This window comes from Ruegeria sp. H6 (assembly GCF_056532975.1).
On sequence record NZ_JBQFOA010000001.1, the window covers coordinates 539,775 to 560,291 of the forward strand.

General features: G+C 57.8%; 17 protein-coding genes. 14 read left to right on the top strand and 3 right to left on the bottom strand.

Annotation, left to right across the window (positions count from 1 at the left end; genetic code table 11):
- Positions 1-39 precede the first annotated feature (39 nt).
- Positions 40-972, bottom strand: a complete 933-nt coding sequence (locus ACR0AG_RS02525) for a LysR substrate-binding domain-containing protein (RefSeq protein ID WP_480836112.1) — start codon at positions 970-972, stop codon at positions 40-42.
- 139 nt (positions 973-1,111) lie between these two features.
- Between ACR0AG_RS02525 and ACR0AG_RS02530 the strand changes: the two genes are divergently transcribed.
- From ACR0AG_RS02530 to ACR0AG_RS02555, 6 genes are all read left to right on the top strand, one after another.
- Positions 1,112-2,698 (top strand): amidohydrolase, encoded by a 1,587-nt coding sequence (locus tag ACR0AG_RS02530; RefSeq protein ID WP_480836115.1) that lies wholly within the window; start codon positions 1,112-1,114, stop codon positions 2,696-2,698.
- Positions 2,695-3,582: a CobW family GTP-binding protein gene (locus ACR0AG_RS02535; protein WP_480836117.1), complete on the top strand. Its 888-nt coding sequence runs from the start codon at positions 2,695-2,697 to the stop codon at positions 3,580-3,582. Before ACR0AG_RS02530 ends, ACR0AG_RS02535 begins: the two co-directional genes overlap by 4 nt.
- A 280-nt stretch (positions 3,583-3,862) precedes the next feature.
- Positions 3,863-4,534 (top strand): response regulator transcription factor, encoded by a 672-nt coding sequence (locus tag ACR0AG_RS02540; RefSeq protein WP_480836119.1) that lies wholly within the window; start codon positions 3,863-3,865, stop codon positions 4,532-4,534.
- Between the two features lies 1 nt (position 4,535).
- Complete coding sequence (locus ACR0AG_RS02545; RefSeq protein WP_480836121.1) at positions 4,536-5,918, top strand: sensor histidine kinase; 1,383 nt, start codon at positions 4,536-4,538, stop codon at positions 5,916-5,918.
- A gap of 188 nt (positions 5,919-6,106) precedes the next feature.
- A complete protein-coding gene (locus ACR0AG_RS02550; protein WP_480836123.1) occupies positions 6,107-7,579 on the top strand; it encodes a multicopper oxidase domain-containing protein in 1,473 nt (490 codons plus the stop codon).
- A 73-nt stretch (positions 7,580-7,652) separates the two neighbouring features.
- Complete coding sequence (locus tag ACR0AG_RS02555) at positions 7,653-8,546, top strand: glycosyltransferase family 25 protein (RefSeq protein ID WP_480836125.1); 894 nt, start codon at positions 7,653-7,655, stop codon at positions 8,544-8,546.
- Positions 8,547-8,647: 101 nt separating this feature from the next.
- On the opposite strand, the gene ACR0AG_RS02560 is transcribed toward ACR0AG_RS02555, so the two are convergent.
- The gene (locus ACR0AG_RS02560) at positions 8,648-9,382 is read right to left on the bottom strand and encodes a response regulator transcription factor (protein WP_480836127.1); all 735 of its coding nucleotides are present in this window, start codon (positions 9,380-9,382) and stop codon (positions 8,648-8,650) included.
- On the bottom strand, positions 9,379-10,569 hold the full coding sequence (locus ACR0AG_RS02565; RefSeq protein WP_480836129.1) for a GAF domain-containing sensor histidine kinase: 1,191 nt from the start codon (positions 10,567-10,569) through the stop codon (positions 9,379-9,381). Before ACR0AG_RS02565 ends, ACR0AG_RS02560 begins: the two co-directional genes overlap by 4 nt.
- A 222-nt stretch (positions 10,570-10,791) precedes the next feature.
- On the opposite strand from ACR0AG_RS02565, the gene ACR0AG_RS02570 reads away from it, so the two are divergent.
- The 8 genes from ACR0AG_RS02570 (at position 10,792) to ACR0AG_RS02605 (ending at position 20,516) form a co-directional block, all read left to right on the top strand.
- A complete protein-coding gene (locus ACR0AG_RS02570; protein ID WP_480836131.1) occupies positions 10,792-11,805 on the top strand; it encodes a substrate-binding domain-containing protein in 1,014 nt (337 codons plus the stop codon).
- Between the two features lie 3 nt (positions 11,806-11,808).
- A complete protein-coding gene (locus tag ACR0AG_RS02575; RefSeq protein ID WP_480836133.1) occupies positions 11,809-13,281 on the top strand; it encodes a sugar ABC transporter ATP-binding protein in 1,473 nt (490 codons plus the stop codon).
- On the top strand, positions 13,278-14,204 hold the full coding sequence (locus ACR0AG_RS02580) for an ABC transporter permease (RefSeq protein ID WP_480836135.1): 927 nt from the start codon (positions 13,278-13,280) through the stop codon (positions 14,202-14,204). The genes ACR0AG_RS02575 and ACR0AG_RS02580 overlap by 4 nt, the downstream gene beginning before the upstream one ends.
- Positions 14,201-15,178, top strand: a complete 978-nt coding sequence (locus tag ACR0AG_RS02585) for an ABC transporter permease (protein WP_480836136.1) — start codon at positions 14,201-14,203, stop codon at positions 15,176-15,178. Before ACR0AG_RS02580 ends, ACR0AG_RS02585 begins: the two co-directional genes overlap by 4 nt.
- Positions 15,175-16,080, top strand: a complete 906-nt coding sequence (locus tag ACR0AG_RS02590) for an SMP-30/gluconolactonase/LRE family protein (protein ID WP_480836138.1) — start codon at positions 15,175-15,177, stop codon at positions 16,078-16,080. The genes ACR0AG_RS02585 and ACR0AG_RS02590 overlap by 4 nt, the downstream gene beginning before the upstream one ends.
- A 206-nt stretch (positions 16,081-16,286) precedes the next feature.
- On the top strand, positions 16,287-18,581 hold the full coding sequence (locus ACR0AG_RS02595) for a molybdopterin-dependent oxidoreductase (RefSeq protein WP_480836140.1): 2,295 nt from the start codon (positions 16,287-16,289) through the stop codon (positions 18,579-18,581).
- A 217-nt stretch (positions 18,582-18,798) separates the two neighbouring features.
- Entirely contained in the window at positions 18,799-20,154 is a 1,356-nt protein-coding gene (locus ACR0AG_RS02600; protein ID WP_480836142.1) for a selenium-binding family protein, read from the top strand.
- Positions 20,151-20,516 carry a 2Fe-2S iron-sulfur cluster-binding protein gene (locus ACR0AG_RS02605; protein WP_480836144.1) on the top strand — a complete coding sequence of 122 codons (366 nt, stop codon included), beginning with the start codon at positions 20,151-20,153 and terminating at the stop codon, positions 20,514-20,516. Before ACR0AG_RS02600 ends, ACR0AG_RS02605 begins: the two co-directional genes overlap by 4 nt.
- The last annotated feature ends 1 nt before the right edge of the window (position 20,517 follow it).

The window sequence follows — 20,517 nt, forward strand, 5'->3', positions numbered from 1 at the left end:
TTTTGCTGGACTATTGTTCCATTTTTTAGTGGATAGAGGTCAATCCACCGCGCCCGGTGTCAAAAGATGTTCAAACCCATCCTGCTCGGCAATCTCGCGGCAGGTGTTCAATACGCTTTGGACAAGGGACGAGCGTTTGCCCGCGCTTGTATAGGCAACTCCGTAATGCGGAGAATCGTGTTCTCCTTTGATGGGCTTGGCCACATATCCATTCTGCCCTGTCCGATCCAAGGGACCGCAGATGTTCAGCAGGGTATACCCAAGGTTCGCTCCAACCAATCCGCGCAGAACGGACGAGCTTTTGGTTGTGTGCGCCACGTTGATGGACAGACCTTCCGCTGCGAATAGACTTTCAAAATAGTTCGGCGCGCCCGGCAGGTCGAGCAGGATCATGGGCAAGTCGGCCAGGTCGGATAGAGCGATCTCTTTCTGTCGCACCAAAGGCGAGACGTCTGGTATCATCGCTATTGGCTTTGCTTCGAACAGGGGAAGGAAGGGTTGTGCTTTTGGGGCGGCGCGCCGATAGGTCAGCGCAAGATCAACAACCCCGGTGTTCAGAAATTCCACGATCGAGACCATATCCCCTTCTTTGATCTCGACGCGGATCTGCGGGTAGTCCTGCGAAATCCGTTTGAGGATTGGGGGCAGCACGTATGGGGCTGTGGGCGCATAACATCCAAGCCGTAAGGTTCCGGCGGGATCACCCGTCAACGTCAGCAAATCCGCTTCGAATATGCGGGCCTGTTCCAGAAAATCGCGAACGCGGGCTCCGACTTCGAGGCCTTTGTCAGTTGGCACGATCCCTTTTGCCGGCATCCGTCGTAGCAACTCGGCACCGGTCGTTTCCTCGATAATGTCGATGGCGGCGGTGATCGAAGACTGAGAGATGTTCATCTCTGCCGACGCCCTTGCAATTGAGCCGGTTCGAAGCGCCGCGTCGAAATAGGTCAGCTGTTTGATTGAGAAACGCATGGCCAAACCACCATTTTTTGCCTGATAGTCCAACACTAATTCTATTTTTCCCAGCTTCCAAGCTTGGTTAGATGTGAAGAAAAGCGACAGGTTCCGAATGGCAAGAACAACCTTATTTGCGGCAAAATCGATCCTGACCATGGACAGAACCCAGCCCCGCGCCACGCATGTCGCCGTGCGCGAGGGTCGGATTTTGGCGGTTGGCGGCCCGGATTGCGCCGATATCTGGGGTGGGGCCGAAAAGGTCATGGATCTGACGGATGGTGTGTTGATGCCCGGTTTCGTCGAAGGCCACGCGCATCTGATGGCAGGCGCGATGTGGTCCTATGCCTATTGTGGATTTCACGACCGGATCGACCCGGCGGGCCAATTGCATAAGGGGATGACCGACATTGATCAGGTCATCGCACGCCTTAGGGAATTCGAAGCGACGCTGGCGCCGGGTGAACCGCTTGTTGGGTGGGGTTTCGATCCTATTTTTCTGACCAGTGAAAGACTGGGACGCAAACATCTGGATCAGGTCAGCCGTGACCGTCCGATTGCGATAATCTTTTCGAACTTTCATCTGCTTTGCGCAAACACCCCCGCGCTTGCCCTGGCCGGATACGATGCAACGACGAACCTTGAAGGCGTCGTCAGGGACGGGGCTGGGGAGCCAACCGGCGAACTGCAGGAAATGGCTGCGATGTTTCCGGTGATGCGGCGCATGAAGATCGATTTTCGTGCTCTGACGCAGACAGAAGAGGCGCTGAACACCTACGGGCAGGTTTGCATTCGCGCCGGGGTTACGACCGCAACGGACCTTTTTGCAACCTTGGATGAAGAAGATGTGCAACGTCTGACCAGCGTCACCGGCGGTACCGCTTTTCCCATTCGGCTTGTCCCGGCGGTTGGTGCCATGGGGGCAACCCCCGCGGATGTCGCTGCCAACGCTCTGGCATTGCGCAAGGCCTCAACCGACAAGTTGCGTTTGGGGGCGGTGAAACTGATGACGGATGGCTCGATCCAGGGCTGGACCGCCCGCGTGCGCGCGCCGGGCTATGTCGGCGGCCAACCGAACGGGATTTGGAACACCGCACCGGAGCAGATTTTCCAACTCTGCGCAGAAATGCAGAAAAACGGCGTGCAAATGCACATTCATGTCAATGGCGACGAGGCTGCCGAAGTTTCGCTGGATGCGCTAGAAGCAGCGGCGCGAAAGCACCCATGGCCGGGCGCACGCCATGTTTTACAGCATTGCCAGATGATGGACGCCGCGCTTTTCCGACGCGCTGCCGAATTGGGTGTGGCGTGCAATATCTTTGCCAATCACTTGTGGTATTTTGGCGATCAGCACGCGGCCCTTACGATCGGTCCAGATCGGGCGCATGCCATGGATGCGGTACGAGACTGCCTGGATGCCGGTGTGATAACGGCCATCCATTCTGACGCACCGGTTACCCCAATGGCGCCATTGTTCACCGCCTGGTGTGCGGTCAACCGTCAGACGATGAGCGGCCAGACGCTCGGCGCGGCGCAGAAGGTTTCGGTTGACGAGGCGCTCTATGCAATCACCTTGGGTGCCGCGCAAACCCTCAAGATGGATGATGAAATCGGTTCGATTCAAGTTGGCAAACGGGCGGATTTTGTCTGGTTGGAAGACGACCCCTCTCAAGTCGATCCCATGACGCTAAAAGACATCAAGGTGTTGGGCACCGTCCTGGGAGGAGAGGTGCACAGAACATGAACCCGTTGCCCCTTTCCGTTGTCGGAGGCTATCTTGGCGCTGGCAAAACCACGTTGATCAACCGCCTTTTGTCGGAAGATCACGGATTGCGCATACTTGTTCTTGTGAATGATTTCGGTGCGATCAACATTGACGCTTCCCTGCTGATTTCTGCCGATGAAGACACAATTGAACTGGCCAACGGATGTGTCTGCTGCACCATGGGGGCAGATCTTTTCATGGCCGTGGGTGATGTCCTGAACCGCAATCCCAGACCTGATCATCTGCTTATCGAAGCCAGCGGAATCGCCGACCCGGCCCGGATTGCGCAGGTGGCCCGGGCGGAGCCTGATCTGATCTATGCGGGTATCGTCACCATTGTGGATGGCAAACAGATTTCCGGTTTGCTTGGGGACGACAGGATCGCGCCGCAGATCGAAGGTCAGATTTCCTGCGCCGACTTACTGGCCGTCAGTAAATCAGCCTTGACCCCTGCCTTGCGTCAGACCTTGTTTGACCTGAATCCAAACGCGCAAGTGACGACCGCCGATGCGCTGGATTTCTCTTCCATCTTGCTGCCGGATGCGGTTTTGGAGGACGTCAAAAGCCTGCCGCACACGACCTATACCAAATGGTCCCACCAAAGCGATCTGAGCTTCGACGCTGAACAACTGGCCCGCGCACTGTCATCACGCCCGAAGGCGCTATTCCGTGTAAAAGGCCATCTCAAAGGCCATAACGGAACCGGTATTCTGGTCCAGGTCGTCGGGGCTGACATACGTCTGAGCAACATCGAACAACCGGAAATTAGTACTCTGATCGGGATTGGCCTTGCTCAATCCACTGACCAAGGTGAGTGCGCGAATTGGGAACAGCGGCAATTGGTTGCCCCTGCACTGATATGACGCCGCAAACGCGATGGCGAAGGTTCAGAGAATAATCTCTTAGCTAAATTGCAGGTCGCAAATGAGTTCTTTATCGCTGGTGAGAAACGCTTTGCCGGTGAAACCCTGCACGCAGAGATTGAGTGCCTGCTGAGCTTGTAACCACAAACCCAACCGGGTCGATGGGTAAGAAGCGCCGATATTTTCAGGCCCTGATCGAAACTATACAATTTGGTAATGTGCTGGCGGGTGGGGTTCGGAATCCAATAGGGTGGTGAAAACCATTCTGCGGGCCCGAACGATGCGTGTACTTATTGTGGAAGACGACGCCGAAACGGCGGAATACATAAGCTCCAGCCTCAGTGCATTGGGGCATGTGTATGAGGTGGCATCGGATGGCAAGCAGGCGTTCCTGCAGGCGCTGGACAGTGATTTTGACGTTATGATCATCGACCGGATGCTGCCAAAGCTGGATGGTTTGACACTGGTCAAATCCATTCGCGGTGCTGATGTGAAAACCCCCATCATCTTCCTGAGCGCCATGAACGGGTTGCATGACCGCATCGATGGTCTTGAGGCGGGCGCCGATGATTATCTGGTGAAGCCCTTTGCATTCTCGGAACTCTCGGCCCGGCTGATGGCGCTGACGCGGCGCCCGCCGATGCAGGCAGAGCCAACGACGCTGCGGGTTGCCGATCTTGAGGTGAACCTCATCGCTCATACAGTTTCGCGGGCCGGGCAAGACATTGCCATTCAGCCCAGGGAATACCGCCTGCTGGTCCATCTGATGCGCAACGAAGGCCGGGTCGTGACCCGCACGATGCTGTTGGAGGCGGTGTGGGATTTTCACTTTGATCCAAAAACCAATGTGGTTGAGACGCATATCAGCCGGTTGCGGCAGAAGATCGACAAACCCTTTGTCAAAGACCTGATCCATACGGTCCGGGGTTTTGGCTACAGCCTTCACGCCTGACATGAAATTTCCCTGGTCCGGTCTTCGCAGCACTTCGACAAAATTGTCCTTGCAGTTTGCGCTGCTGTATTCGGTTCTGGTGGTCTTGATGTTCTTTGGGGCCTATCGCCTCTCGATCTACGAAATCCGGGATCGCACCGTTGATCAGATGCGCGCGGATGCGGCCACATTGGCCAGAGTTTATGCCGATCACGGAAGCAACAGGCTGATCGAGCATGTCGAAGCCCTGCAAACGGTGAATTTCGAGAATGCGCGGATCTTTCTGCTGCTGGGTGATGGCGGCCAGCCTGTGTCCGGCAACATTCTGGACTTGGACATGTCAGCCGTTGCATCGGCAAACGGTGGCGCGCAGTTTGTTTCGGTAGATCAGGTCGACATCGACGGAGAGCATGAAGAAGAGGCCAACGGCTATTGGGTCACGCAGACCCGGATAGGTCCGTTTGAGTTCATTCAGGGCACCGGTGACCACGTTGGCAGCGAGGTTATCGAGGCGTTGGGTCTCGCGCTTTTGATTGGGTCTGTTTTGACAATCAGTGCCGGTTTGTTGGCGGGCGTCCGGGTGGGGAAGATCACCGAAAAACGGATTGTCGGCATCTCAAGTACACTCGATGCGGTGTCAAACGGCAACCTGAAGGCCCGTATCCCGATCGCTAGCGATGCCCGCGATGATCTGAGCCGTGTCTCTGAGCGCATAAATGCGACGCTTGGACGGTTAGAGACGTTGCTGGAAACCCAACAGCAGATTTCAAACGATATTGCGCATGATTTGCGTACGCCTTTGCAGCGGCTGCGCCAACGATTGGAACGGTTGCAAAGCACATCGCAAGAGGCAGGTGCCGCTTTGACCGAGGTCGAGGATATCATCGCGACCTTCAACGCGTTGCTGCGGATTGCCCAGGTCGAAGCCGGCGATCAGCGCGCAAGGTTTGAAAAGGTCGATCTGGGCGCTGTCGCTGAGACGGTGTTCGAAGTGTTCGAACCCACGGCGGAAAATCAGAACCAGACCCTTCGGCTGACATCCCCGCCTGCGGGTGCTTTTGTGTTTGGTGATCGGGCGCTGTTGCTGCAGTTGGCATCGAACCTGATTGAAAACGCCCTGCGCCACTGCCCGGCGGGTACAAATATCCATGTCCTTGTGGGTACTAAAGACGATCGGGCCAACCTGACCGTTTCGGACAACGGCCCAGGCATACCCGCAGAAGATCACGCACGGGTTTTCAGGCGTTTTTTCAGGGGCGATAAAAGCCGAAGCAGCCCGGGCCACGGATTGGGGCTGGCCACAGTGGAAGCCATTGCAACTCTGCACGGGGCCGAGGTTTCGCTTGGCGACAATAGGCCGGGCCTGTTGGTAAGCGTCACTTTTCGCAGGCTGACGATAAGCTAACACGTCCGTCCGGGCAGCAAACCCGCGCCAACATTACCGATCTGTAATCTTTCGGACATCTTGGCGGAAGCCGAAATCCTGTTTGTGTCATTTCACCGACATCAGCGAGGTGTACTTCTTTTTCCGAACGCTGGTGCCAGACCCTTGCCAAAAGACCGGCAGCATTTTGCAAAAGACGGAGACGTTAGGTGAACAGGCGCGACTTTTTGGCGGCAGCGGGATCAACTGCTCTCTTGCCCTGTTCAGGAGTGGCACTGGCGCAGTCAGCGGTGCGCCCTTTGCCGATCATACCGATCACGGACCTGACAGGCGGCATAGACAGCCGTATTTCGCTGAACCTGCAAACCGCCTCGCATGACTTTGGAACCGGCACGCCCAGTTCCACATTCGGGATCAATCAATCCTATCTTGGCCCCGTATTGCGGGCCAAACAGGGGCAAACACTGCCCTTCGATGTCACAAACGGGATCGGAGTTGTCACGACCCTGCACTGGCACGGGCTGCATATCCCCGGTGATGTGGATGGTGGCCCGCATCAGGAAATCGAACCGGAACAGCGCTGGTCACCGGACGTGCCGATCCAACAGCACGCTTCGATGAACTGGTTTCATTCGCATACGCATGGCAGTACGGCGCAGCAGACTTACAAAGGTCTGGCGGGTGTTCTTCTGATCGAAGATGACGCCAGCCTGTCCGCCGATCTGCCCGCCACCTATGGCGTGGATGACTTTATTTTGGTCCTGCAGGACAAGATGTTCAACGCCTTGGGGCAAATGGACTACGTGCTGACGGGGGACGTCTTCGAAGAAGGCTTCGCCGGGGATACGCTTGTTGTAAACGGCGCAATCTCGCCAGTGACGCAGACGGTCCCCCAAGGCCTGGTTCGATTGCGCATTCTGAACGCCTGCAATGCAAGGTTCCTGACCTTGTCACTGCAATCAGGGCCGCTGACCGTGATCGCCTCTGACGGTGGATTTCTGGCCTCGGCGGTCCAGACCGACAGAATTACGATGTCGCCGGGTGAACGATACGAAGTTCTGATCGACTTAAAAGACCTGCAGACCAACACATTGATGGTGAGCTTTGGTGAACCCGAAGGTCTGCTCGGGCTGTTGGGCAGTGTCTTTGGTGGCGAAACCGCAATGCCCGCCCTGGTCTTGAACCGGCGGTCGGACACAGGGTTCACGGGATCGCTGCCCGATCGGCTGGCCAATCTGCCCGCGGCGGACCGGTCCGAAGCAACCGTTACGCGGTCTTTTCAGCTGAACATGGGCGGCAGCGAAGAACTCGCCACCCTCGCGGCGCTGTGGGGCAATGTCTGTGGCGGTGGCGGCATGGGCATCAATGGCCAGCCCATGAACATGCAGCGCATCGATGAGCGCGTGCAAAAAGGCGACACCGAGATCTGGCGCATCGCTTCGGATGATCAGCTGCATCCGTTTCACGTCCACGGTTGTTCCTTTCGCATTCTGACGCAAAACGGGTCCGATCCGCCTGCCTATGCACAAGGTTGGAAAGACATGGTCCATGTCGAAAACGGCTGGTCCGAAGTTCTGGTGCGGTTCGCGTACCCGGCCACGGACGACGCACCATACATGTATCACTGCCACATTCTAGAGCACGAAGACTGCGGGATGATGGGCCAGTTTACTGTGGGCTGACCCACACGCACCGAGCGAATTCACGAGGCAAAACGCGCCCCATCTCTGCAAGTTTCAAAACGGAAATCCCGATATGCAAATTCTGGTGATCAACACACCCAACAAAGCGTCGCGGCGTGAGTTCCAACAAAAGCAAGCAAACCGGCTGGGTTTGGAATTGGTGTTTATTCCCGCCGTTTCAGTCGATGATCTGCCCGAGCGCGTGTTGCAAAACGCTGCGAACGAATGGACCAGAGAAATCAGAGCGCAAGACATTGCATGCACCTTTTCGCATTGGCGGGTCTGGGAAGTGATTGCTGCGCAAAAGGACAGAGTCTGTGTCTTGGAAGACGATGTTCTGCTTTCATCGCAATTCGCGGCCGTTCTGGACCATCTCGAACAGCGCCGGGACCGTTGGAACTGCGTTTATGATCTTGAATACGCGCACAAGGAGCACAGGCTTGGCAAAGCTCCGGTCTGGCGAAATGCGACGCTGAACGTTTCCGCATATCGGTTGTTCAAAAACAAACGCGGCGCGGCGGCCTATGTTCTTGGCCCAAAAGCTGCCCAGCGGTTGCTGAAAGAGGCAGGCCAATACCGGATGATGGAGGCCTTTCTGTGGACCAGACCCTGGATGCGACAGATGCAGATAGAACCTTGCCAGGCCGTGCAGCTTGACGTTTTTGATCGAAAGGCGCGGTTTGGTCAGAAGGATACGCGGCTTCAAAAGAACCGGGCCTTTCGCAACAGCTCGTGGCTGAACGCCAAGCTGCGACGGGTATGGCATTCTGTCAAAGAACTGCCTCTGGTCCTGTTGGGCTTACTTTACGGAGACCGCCGCTCCCTTCGCCTGATCCGGACCGATTTCGAAACACCGGAACACCAGGCGCGCATTTCGACCAAGGTCGTAAGTCCCCCGATGTCGGGGGTGAAGGTGGTAAATCGGCGGTCAAACCCGACCAAACTTTCCCCTTCCAGCCCTACCTGAACGCAGGCGGTCAGCATCTTCAAAATGAAATCGATCTATTGCGGTCTGTGCTCACCCTGTTCGCGGACAAGGCGCTATGGTGTGCGACGCATCCTAGTTGCCTACACACTTTGCGACTGAATTTTGGGCAGCCACAGGGCAAGTTCTTTTTCGGCCACAGCGATTGCTTCGGTGTTCAGGATTTGTGCCCGTATCGCTTTGGATACAGCCCTGACGCGTTTGTTGATTGTGATGTCGGTGCCGCCGACCGGCAGGTCGTTGACGTCCAGTTTTTCATAGATGAACAGCAGCCTGTTTTGAACGGTTCGCAGTGCCAGTTTCCGCCGCCGGGCGATTGTTTTGTCTGACAATCCCAAAGCCAGATCTGACAGAATAGCCAGTTCCATTTCGGTTAGCGCTTCGCCCGCCCGGTTCTGATCGCGCTGGATCTGATGGATTTCGCGGTCGACGACGATCTGGGCCTCAACCAGAACCGCACGAAGGGCCAGATGCATGCGCGAAGGGCTGGCGGTTTTCAGGACATAGCCATATGCGGCCTCTTTCGGCACGATCCGGGTGATGCCGCGCAAATATGCCTCGTCCGAGTAGTTGGACCAGAACAGAATGCGTGTTGCGGGCCGTTCCGCCCAGATCGTTCGGGCGGCTTCGATGCCGTTGCGCTCTTTCATGCGCAGGTCCATGACAATGGCTTCGACCGCGTTTTGACGCGCCTGCAACTCGCCTTCGCGCCCGTTGGTCGCAAGGCTGATATCCGTGGCTTCGGGCAGCGCTTCGGTTACCATCTCTTTGAGGTAGTTTGCGTGCATGGCGTCATCTTCAACCAACAGAACTTTCATACCGCCACCTCGGGTTCTGAGCAGTGTGAGACCGGCAGCGTGACCGCGATCTCGGTGCCGTTGGAGTGCGAGATTGCAAACTGCGCCCCGATCAATTGGGCCCGCGTGTCCATATGGGTCAGGCCGCCGGATGTCCTGAGCTGCCCCTGCGGGCTTGCGCCTATTCCGTCATCTGTGACGCGCAGGTGCAGGCCATCATCACATTTGATTTCCACCAAAATCCGGCTGGCCTGCGCATGGCGGACGGCATTATTGATGGCCTCTTGTGCGATGCGGAACAGCGCAATCCGTTTGGTTTGCGGCAGTTGATCGACCAGACCGTCAGAAAGATCGCGCACGTCTATGTCAATCTGTTGATCGGCGCCGATTGCGCGTTCCAGATGCGTTCTGACCGCGTGCTGAAATCCAAAAAGTTCCAGCAGTGATGGGATCGACATATCGATGATACCGCGCAGGTCCTGAATGCAGCTTTGCATGCTGCCCTGCACGTTTTCTATGTCTCGCCGTGATTTGCAGCGCTCAAGATCGCGGCTGATCCGGGTCAGATCGGCCAATGTCTGATCATGCAGGTCCATTCCGATACGCTGACGCTCAAGCTCAAGCGCGTCGGTCAGGCTTGAGGCGCCTTGGCGCAACCCTTCCTCACGGGCCTGAACCTCGGCGCGCATGATGGCTTCGCGTTTTGCCTGCTCGGTGGCGCGCAGGGCATAGAAATAGGGGGCAAGAACATCGGCGATATTGCGCACTTGCTCAACGGCTTGTTCGTCATAGAAATCCGGCTTTTTGGACGAACAGTTCAGCGCCCCAATGGTGCGCCCCAGAACCTTCATCGCGACATTGACCCGGCTGCGCATCTTGTGACGTATGATGGGCCCGGCATCGGCCCCTTCGAACACATATCTGGGGTCCTCCAGCGCATTGCCGGTCAGCAGACTGTCGCAGCGACCCAGCAAAATATCCCGCACCGGAGAAACCGCAGCAGGCGCACGCGTGCGGCTCCAACTGGTGTGCAAACCCACCTCGTAACTGGTGTTCAGCGTGCCTTCCTCGTCGATCAGGCAGACATCCAGGTGATCAACCTCCAATATCTTGTCGATCTCGGACTTGACCGAGCGCAAGGCGGATTTGATGTCCAGATTACCGGCCAGGTGATTGGAAATCCGCAGGTAGTAAGCAAGATCTGCCATAGGCGCGCCCTTTCGAAACCGGCGTCACGCGTCCGGCAGAGCTGACTATATCGTTGGGGCAGGGATGTGTCATGCGGGTTTCCGCAGCGTATTTGCGGGAACCCGCAAGCTTTGCGCGTGTCGTACTCTTACCCAACCGCCCCGCACGGTGAATTCTTGCGCAGCCGGCTTGAGGAGGCGGGCGCAATTTGTGCGGCGGTTGGGCCGCTCAGGGAGGAAAAGATGACACTGAAGGCCATATTGCTCGGCGCCGCTGCCGGGCTTACCCTAACCGCTGCAACCGGTGCTGGTGCGGACACATCGGACAAGCGCATTGCTCTGTCGAACAACTATGCGGGCAATTCGTGGCGTCAGGCCATGCTGGAAAGCTGGCAAAAGAACGGTGACGCGGCGGTTGCAGATGGCGTTGTTGCCGCAGCGGATGCGTTCACCACGTCGGAAAATCAGGCCACCGAACAGGCGGCGCAGATTCAGAATATGATCCTGCAGGGCTATGACGCCATCGTCATCAACGCAGCATCCCCCACGGCGATCAACGGCGCGGTCAAGGCAGCCTGTGATGCGGGTATCACGGTCGTATCCTTTGACGGCATCGTGCAGGAACCCTGCGCGTGGCGCATTGCGGTGGACTTTCAGCAAATGGGCCGCGAGCAGGTGAAATACCTCGCCGAGCGGTACCCCGATGGCGGCAATCTGCTGGAAATCCGCGGTTTGGCAGGCGTGTTCGTTGATGACGAAATCAGCGCCGGCATCCATGACGAGGTCAAGAACACCAATTTCGAGATTGTCGGTTCGGTTCATGGCGACTGGGCGCAGGACGTGGCGCAAAAAGCTGTTGCCGGTATCCTGCCCAGCCTGCCCGAGATTGTGGGCGTCGTGACCCAGGGTGGCGATGGCTATGGTGCCGCGCAGGCCATTGGGGCCACGGATCGCGCGATGCCGACCATCGTGATGGGCAACCGTCAGGATGAGCTGCAATGGTGGGCCGATGAAAAGGCTGCAAACGGGTACGAGACGACCTCGCTGTCGATTGCGCCCGGTGTCAGCACGCTGGCCTTCTGGGTTGCGCAGCAGGTTCTGGATGGGGCCGATGTGCCCAAAGACCTGACGGTTCCATTCCTGACGGTGACGCAAGCCGATCTGGAAGAGTCGCTGAAAACCACGCCAAAGGGCTCGGTCGCCAATGTTGAATATACGTTGGAAGAGGCGCAGGCCGTCATTGCCGACGCCAACTAACCGATGACCGAAACCCAAACGATACCCGGCGCACCAGAGGCGCCGGTTGTCACGCTGGACGGGGCCGATATGTCCTTTGGCCCCGTCCATGCGCTGCGCGCCGCATCAATCTCGGTTGGTGCGGGCGAATGCGTCGGGCTGGTGGGTCACAATGGTGCCGGCAAGTCGACGCTGGCGAATGTGATCAACGGTCGGCTGACCCAGACCGGCGGGGCAGTGGCCTATCGCGGTGGGGACAAGGGTCTGAAAAACAGCCAAAATGCGCAGAACGCCGGGGTTCGCAGTGTGTTTCAGGAGCTGTCGTTGTGCCCCAACCTGACCGTATTGGAAAACCTCCGCATCCCCTATCGCAACATGCCGCGCAAAGGGTGGCGGCGCGCGGCACAGCAAAGAATTGTCGCGGCGCTGGATCTGGTCTTTCCGGGCCATGGCATTCGCGCCCAAGCGACCGTAGGCGATCTGACGATCGCCGAACGCCAGATGGTCGAGATTGCAATCGCATTTGCCGATCGCGACCGCGAGCCCAGCCTTGTTATCCTTGATGAGCCGACATCGTCGTTGGATGCGGCCATTGCCCAGCAATTGCTGGATCACATCAAACGGTTTTGCGCCTCCGGTGGGGCGGTTCTGTTCATCTCACACATGATGGGTGAGATTTTCGAGGTCGCGACACGGATCGTCATCATGAAAGACGGCCAGATCGTGGATGACCAACCGGCCCAGTCCTTTACCCGCAGTTCTATCGTCGACGCGATGGGCCATGTCGCGCCTGACCACGATGAGGCAGAACAAGCGCGTGCAAACCGTCCGTTGGGGGATCAGGTGATCCGGGCCCAGAACGGTCTGAACGCTCGCAAGGGCGAGATTGTGGGGCTGGCCGGCTTGGCCGGACACGGGCAGGCCGAAGCTTTGGCGCAGATATTCTTCGATCATTCCTCGGTCTGGAAAACCCCCAATGAGCCCGAAGTCGTGTTTGTCGCCGGGGACCGCGCCCGCGATGGGGTGATGCCGCTGTGGTCGATTTTGCGGAACCTGTCGCTGACCACACTGCCCGAATTCAGCCGCAAGATCATGGTGGATCGCAGCAACGAAGGCGGGCTGGTGCAATACTGGAAAGACCGGATTGGCATTCGCACCGACAATCTGCTGAACCCGATCCTGTCGCTGTCCGGTGGCAACCAGCAGAAGGTTTTGTTCGCTCGGGCGCTGGCGTCCTCCGCCCCGATTGTGGTGATGGATGACCCGATGCGCGGCGTGGATGTGGGCACCAAGAAAGAAGTCTATCAGATGATTCAGGATGAGGCCGCCAAAGGCCGCAGCTTTCTTTGGTACTCAACCGAGACGGACGAGATCCTTGAATGCGACCGTGTTTTTGTGTTCCGCGCCGGTGAGATCGCCGCCGAGCTGAGCGGAGAAGAGATTTCCGAGGAAAACATCCTGCGCGCCTCGTTCGAAATGCAGGAGGCCGCGGAATGATCGCCGATCGTATGCGCCTTTTGTTGCCGGTTCTGTCCCTGGCGGTCTTGCTGAGCGCGGTGTTTTATCTTCAGCCCCGGGCGATGAGTTATTTCGGGCTGAACCTGCTGTTCAATCTGGCCATTCCGGTGGCGCTGGCGACGATTGCGCAGATGATGATCATCATGGTCAACGATATCGACCTGTCCATCGGCACTTTCGTCAGCTTCTGTGCCTGCGTTACTGCCACATTTGTGCATGACGCTCCTCTGATCGGCTATGCCATTCTGGCCGCCGCCATTCTGGCTTATGCAGCCCTTGGGGCGCTGATCCAACTGCGCGGTCTACCGGCCATTGTCGTGACGCTGGGCATGTCCTTTGTCTGGGGCGGGTTGGCGGTGCTGATCCTGCCCTCGCCCGGCGGCGCGTCGCCCCAGTGGCTGAAAACGCTGATGAGCCTCAAGACACCTTTGGTGCCCATTGCCGTCATTGCACCGCTGGTTATTGCCTTTGTGGTCCATTTGCTGATCAAGCGATCCTGGGTGGGTGTGATCCTGCAAGGTGTCGGCGGCAACGAACGCGCGATGGAGCGGGCCGGGTGGTCCGTGGTCAAACTGCGCGCCGGGGCTTACGGGCTGGCCGGGCTCTTCGGCGTTCTGGCCGGGATGTGTCTGGTGGGACTGACGACAGCAGCTGATGCCAATATCGCGCTGCGTTATACGCTCTTGTCGATTGCCGGTGTCATTCTTGGGGGCGGAGAATTTGTCGGCGGCCGCATCTCACCCTTCGGGGCCGTGATCGGGGCGTTGACGCTGACGCTGGCCGCAAGCTTCCTGTCCTTTCTGCGCCTGTCTCCGGATTGGCAGATCGGGGCGCAAGGCGCGATCCTGATCCTGGTGCTGGCCGTCCGGCTGCTGTTTGTACGCAAGGGGGCCAGCGCATGAGTGATGAGACAACCACAATCGAGTCGCGCCGAAACCCTGTTCTGGAGATCCTGCGCAGGCCCTGGCTCTGGGCCTATGTGGCTGCGGCGCTGACATTTGGCGCGACCTCCATGTTGGCAGGATCGGGGGCGGGGTCGCTCATGTACGCGGCGCTGACATTTGCGTCTTTCTCGGCCATCGTTGGTATCGGTCAGATGCTGGTGATCACGCTTGGCCCCGGGAATGTCGACCTGTCGATCCCGGCCTCGATGACCTTGGCTGCGACGCTGGCGCTGAAATTCATGGACACGCAGACGGGGTTGATCCTGCCCGGTTTGCTGGTCGCCATCGGAGTAGGGGTAGGCTGCGGAGTGCTGAACTTTGCGCTGATCCTGCTGCTGCGCATCCCGCCGATCATCGCAACCCTGTCGGCCTCATTCCTGTACCAATCGCTAGCGATCTGGTCGAACCGGGGCCTGCGGATCAAACCGCCCGAGCCTTTGGCCGATTTCGCCACCGGCGGGACGCTGGGTGTGCCCAATGTGGCGCTGGTCGGGATTGTGCTGGCGGTGTTGGCGTGGCTTTTGCTGGAACGCGCCATCGCCGGGCGCTGGATTTCCGCCATCGGTCAGAACCTGCGCGCCGCCCGGCTGAGCGGCGTTCCGGTCAACGCGGTCCGCTTTGCCGTCTATGTGAACTCTGCCGTCTGTGCCGCGTTGGCCGGGTTCCTGCTGGCCAGCTTTTCCGGTGGGGCAAACCTGAACATGGGGACCGAGTACATGCTGATGTCCATCGCCGTGGTTGTCATCGGTGGTTCTTCGATCGGCGGAGGCAATTCGAATGTGCCGGGCATCTGGGGTGCGGCGCTGTTCATGTTCCTGATTGTGTCGATGCTGAACTCTTACGGGCTGGGCGCAGGTATCAGGCTTATTTTGACCGGTCTGGTGATCGTTGGCGTTGTCACATTGGCCAATCGCAAAGGATACGACGCATGACCCAAGCGGCGCTCTACGATGTTGTCCGACCCGAATTCAAAGATCTGATCCATGCCAACCTGGCACTGTCCCGGATATCGACCGGGCACGCCTGGACCGAAGGTCCGGTCTGGTTTCCTGCCCACAACACGTTGCTGTTTTCGGATATTCCAAACGAGCGCATCTGCCGTTGGACACCGGACGGGGGCACAAGTGTGTTTCGCGCCGGATCCCATTATGCCAACGGCAATACCCGCGATCCACAGGGTCGTCTGGTGACGTGTCAGCACGGCACCCGGTCGGTCGTGCGCACCGAGCATGACGGTAGCCGGACGGTTTTGGCCGATACACATGCTGGAAAACGACTGAATTCCCCGAATGACGTGGTGGTCCATTCGGACGCGTCAATCTGGTTTTCCGATCCCACTTACGGGATTCTGTCCGATCTGGAAGGGCACAAGGCCGATCCCGAACAGGATGGAAACTATGTGTACAGGGTAAACCCCGATGATCTGACCGTGACACCTGTTGCGGATGGATTTGTGCAACCCAACGGGCTGGCCTTTTCCAAGGACGAAATGCGGCTATACGTGGCCGAGTCCGGCAGCAGCCATGATGCCTCGGTCCCGTCGATCTTGAAAGCCTATGATGTTTTGCCAGACGGTAGCCTGGTCAACGGGCACCGCTTTGCCGAGATCGACAATGGCCTGCCTGACGGGCTGAGGGTGGATCGGGATGACAATATCTGGTGCTCAGCCGGCGACGGAGTGCATGTGTTTTCCCCGTCCGGAGATTTGCTGGGCAAGATTCTGGTGCCCGAGCGGGTCGCCAACCTGACCTTCGGCGGCGAACGCGGCAATGTTCTGTTCATCACCGCGACGACGTCGGTCTATTCGGTTTTTGTAAATACGGCGGAAGGCTAGATTTACGCGCGTCATTCCGGCCCGTTCATCAGGGGGTGGTGAAGATCTTAGAATAGCATGATCTGGCCTATGGATGGCGACGCATCACGGCCTCCGTTGGTCTTCTTAAGCTGACAGCGTCAAACCGGACAGCACGCCACAAATCGCATTCTTTCTTGACAGAGCCTGCGCTACAAGGGGCGCGGGCCAGAGCTTGAGGATCCGCTATGCTTCCGACACCAAAGACCCCCTATGTCTCGACCCATTGGGGTATCTATTCGGCAACCGACCAAGGGCTGACCCCTTACGCGCAGGATCCCGACCCATCCCCCATCGGTCAACAGATGATCGAGGCGCATAGCGATCCGGTGCGGATCGCCCGGCCCATGGTTCGCAAATCCTATCTGGAAAAAGGCCCCCTTGCCGACGGTACGCCTCGGGGGGCAGAGCCTTTTGTGGCGGTGTCTTGGGATCGGGCGTTGGATCTTGTCGCCACCGAATTGACCAGAGTGCGCGAGACCTTTGGCAACGAGTCTGTGTTCGGCGGATCCTATGGCTGGGCCAGCGCAGGCCGGTTTCATCACGCCCAAAGCCAGTTGCACCGTTTCCTGAATGCAACGGGCGGCTATACCCGATCGGTTCACAGCTATAGCTATGGAGCAGCCAGCACCATTTTGCCCCATGTGATCGGTACGGATGAGGGGCTGGGCATCGGTCACACGGATTGGCCCAACATCATCGACAACAGCAAAATTGTCGTCATGTTTGGCGGCATGCCCGCAAAGAACGCGCAAGTGAATGCGGGGGGGCTGTATAAACACGAGCTTTCCGACAATTTTGAAGCCCTGTCCCGAAAAGGCGTGCGACTGATAAACATCAGCCCGATTGCGGAAGATGGAAACGCCCAGGCCGACTGGTGGCCGATCCGTCCGGGCACGGATGTGGCGCTCATCCTTGGGCTTGCCCATACGCTGGTGACACACAATCTGCACGACACGGCGTTTTTGACAAAATACACAACCGGCTACGATATCTTTGAAAGCTATGTGCTGGGTCAATCTGATGGCGTCGCCAAATCCGCCCAGTGGGCCGCCGATATCTGCGGCATCTCTGCGCAAGACATCCGCCAGCTTGCCCATGACATGGCCAAATCGCGCTGCTTGATCTCCATGGCGTGGAGCCTTCAGCGCGCCGAACATGGCGAGCAACCCTATTGGTGTGCGATCACGCTGGCGGCGATGTTGGGCCAAATCGGTCTGCCCGGTGGTGGTTTCGGGTTTGGATATGGTGCCGTCAGCAGCGTTGGAAATCCACTGCTGGGCATGAAATGGCCCGCGCTGGATCAGTTTCAGAATCCGGTCAAAAGCTTTATTCCCGTCGCCCGCATTTCGGACATGCTGCTGTGCCCGGGCCAAAGCTATCCATTTGACGGACAGGAATTGACATACCCCGATATCAAGCTGGTCTATTGGGCCGGGGGCAACCCGTTTCATCATCATCAAGACATCAACAGGTTGTTGCGTGCCTGGTCGAAACCTCAGACAATTGTTGTCCATGACAGTTGGTGGAATGCCACCGCACGCCATGCCGATATCGTTCTGCCGGTCGCTACGCAGCTGGAGCGCAATGATATCGTCTCTGCCGCGCGCGAGCGGATGATTGCACCATCGCATAAAATCATGGAGCCTTTTGGCGAGTCTCTGACGGATTATGAGATATTCAGCCGCCTGTCTGATCGGTTGGATGCTGGCGCGCGCTTTACCCAGAACCGTGCCGAGGAAGACTGGTTGCGCGCGCTTTACACCGATGCCAGCGAAAGACTGAGCGCCGCAGGGCATACCGCGCCCGATTTCGATGATTTCTGGGTTGGAGAGCCCATAGATTTCCCGCAGCCGGAAGTTCCGAACATCTTTCTCAAAGCCTTTCGGGATGACCCCATTGCAAACCCATTGAACACCCCTTCCGGCAAGATCGAGATATTCAGTGAAAAAATCGCCTCGTTCGGGTATTCGGATTGTCCCGGCCATCCTACCTGGTTGCCAGCGACTGAATGGCTGGGCGCGGCCACGGCGAAGCCGCATCAGTTGCATCTGATCTCCAACCAGCCCCAGACCAAACTGCACAGCCAGTATGACAACGGGAGAGTCTCGCGGGCGCGCAAGGTGGATGACCGGGAAGTGGTGCGGATACATCCCAAGGATGCTGAAAGGCGCGGGATTGAAGATGGCGACATCGTTCGGCTTTTCAACACCAGGGGCGCCTGTTTGGCCGTTGCAAAACTCAGCAAGACGATCATGAGCGGTGTGTTGGAGTTGCAGACAGGGGCTTGGTACGATCCCGTTGAGCCTGGAAAAGAGGGCAGCCTGGACAAGCACGGTAATCCCAATGTGCTGACATCGGATCGGGGTGCCTCGCAGCTTTCGCAGGCCTGTGCTGCACATTCCTGTCTGGTCGAGGTCGAAAAGTGGCAAGGCCCCGTGCCGGAGGTGACTGCTTTTAACCCGCCGCAGATCGAAACCTAAGGCTGGTCACTTTGGTCAGGGGCTGCCCGCAAATGTTCGAAAGGTCGATTTAGGCGAAGTTGAAACACCCGGGATCGTTCTTTGTCCGGATCACCGGGCTGACGGAACGTTCGTGCCCATCAAACAGGGTGTTCTCAGTACATATTTTTCTCAATTATCGATCAGTATGTACTATAATTTGAGACATGACGAATCATCTGGAGGAGGGTGAGGGGTGATGGACGGAACGTGTTGCGGACCGGGCTATGCCAGCCCACAAGAGGCGATCAAGGCACCGCGCGAAAAGCTGCTTTATACAATCGCGATCTATACCGGCACGGGCATACAGAGGCCCGACTATCTGGCGACCGTGGATGTGGACCCTGAAAGCCCGACATACAGCCAGGTCATTCATCGGCTCGAAATGCCGGGGATCGGGGATGAGCTGCACCATATGGGGTGGAATGCCTGTTCATCCTGCCATGACGACAGTTCGATGGCGCGCAAATATCTGATCCTGCCGGGTGTGCGTTCGAACAACCTGCATATTGTCGACACCGCCACCGACCCGCGCGCGCCCCGGTTGCACAAGATCATCGACGGGGCCGAGATCAAGGCCAAGGCCGACCTGTCCGGCCCCCATACGGTGCATTGTCTGGGCAGCGAGATCATCATCTCTTTCCTAGGAGATGCCAAGGGTGAAGCGCCGGGCGGCTATCTGCATCTGAACAAGGATTTTGAGATTGTTGGCCGCTGGGAAAACTCGATGGGCAACATCAAGTTCGGTTATGATTTCTGGTATCAACCGCGCCACAACATCATGGTTAGCTCGGAATGGGCCGCCCCCAACACGTTCATGCCTGGCTTTGATTTGGAAGAGGTCGGCCACCTGAAATACGGGCGCGAGCTGCATTTTTGGGATTTTGAGAAACGCGAACCCATTGAGAGCTTTTATCTGGGCGAGGACGGGCTGATCCCGCTGGAGGTCAAGTTCCATCATAACCCGGACAGCACCCACGGCTTTTGCGGCGCGGCGCTATCGACCAATGTCATCCATTGGTGGAAGGATGACGCGGGTAAATGGCAGTGGGAAAAGACCATTGATGTCGAGAATGAGCTGCACCCGGAATGGCCAATCCCGCTGCCCGGGGTGATGTCTGCGATATTGGTCTCGATGGATGACAAATATCTCTATCTCAACAACTGGTTGCACGGCGACATGCGCCAGTATGACATCACGGACCCGCATAATCCCAAACTGACGGGGCAGGTCTTTATGGGCGGGCTTTTGGGCAAGGCGCCGGTGGTAAACGGGGTTGAGATGGCTGGCGGACCGCAGATGTTCCAGCTGAGCCTTGATGGGCGCAGATTGTATGTGACGACCAGCCTGTTCAGCACCTGGGACAATCAATTCTATCCTGAGATCCGCGAAAAGGGCGGTGTCATGGTGATGATTGATTGCGATCCCGAAAACGGCGGCATGAAGATCAACGAAGACTTCATCGTCGATTTCGGCAAGGAACCCGGTGGCCCGGCGCGGTGTCACGAAATGCGCTATCCGGGCGGCGATTGCACAAGCGATATCTGGCTATGACCACGCACACGGTCACGATCGCCAATCGCGACGGCGCAACCTATGAGGTGGATGCGCGGCGTCCGCTGCTGGACGCCTTGCGCGATCAGGGCGTGGATCTGCCTTATGGTTGCAAGTATGGCGGCTGCATCACCTGCGCGGCCAAGCTGACCGCAGGCACGGTTGATCAGCGCCGTCAGGTCGCGCTGAACAACCGCCAGATCGACAACGGCTATGTGATCCTGTGCGTTGCGCGCGCGACCTCTGACATCACGCTGGAGATCGGGGTGGAAAGCCACGACAAGCTCTATCGGAATCCGTTCCTGGACCCGCTCAAGCCCCATGAGCTCAAGGCGGATATTGCAACGCCCAAGGAAGGTTAAA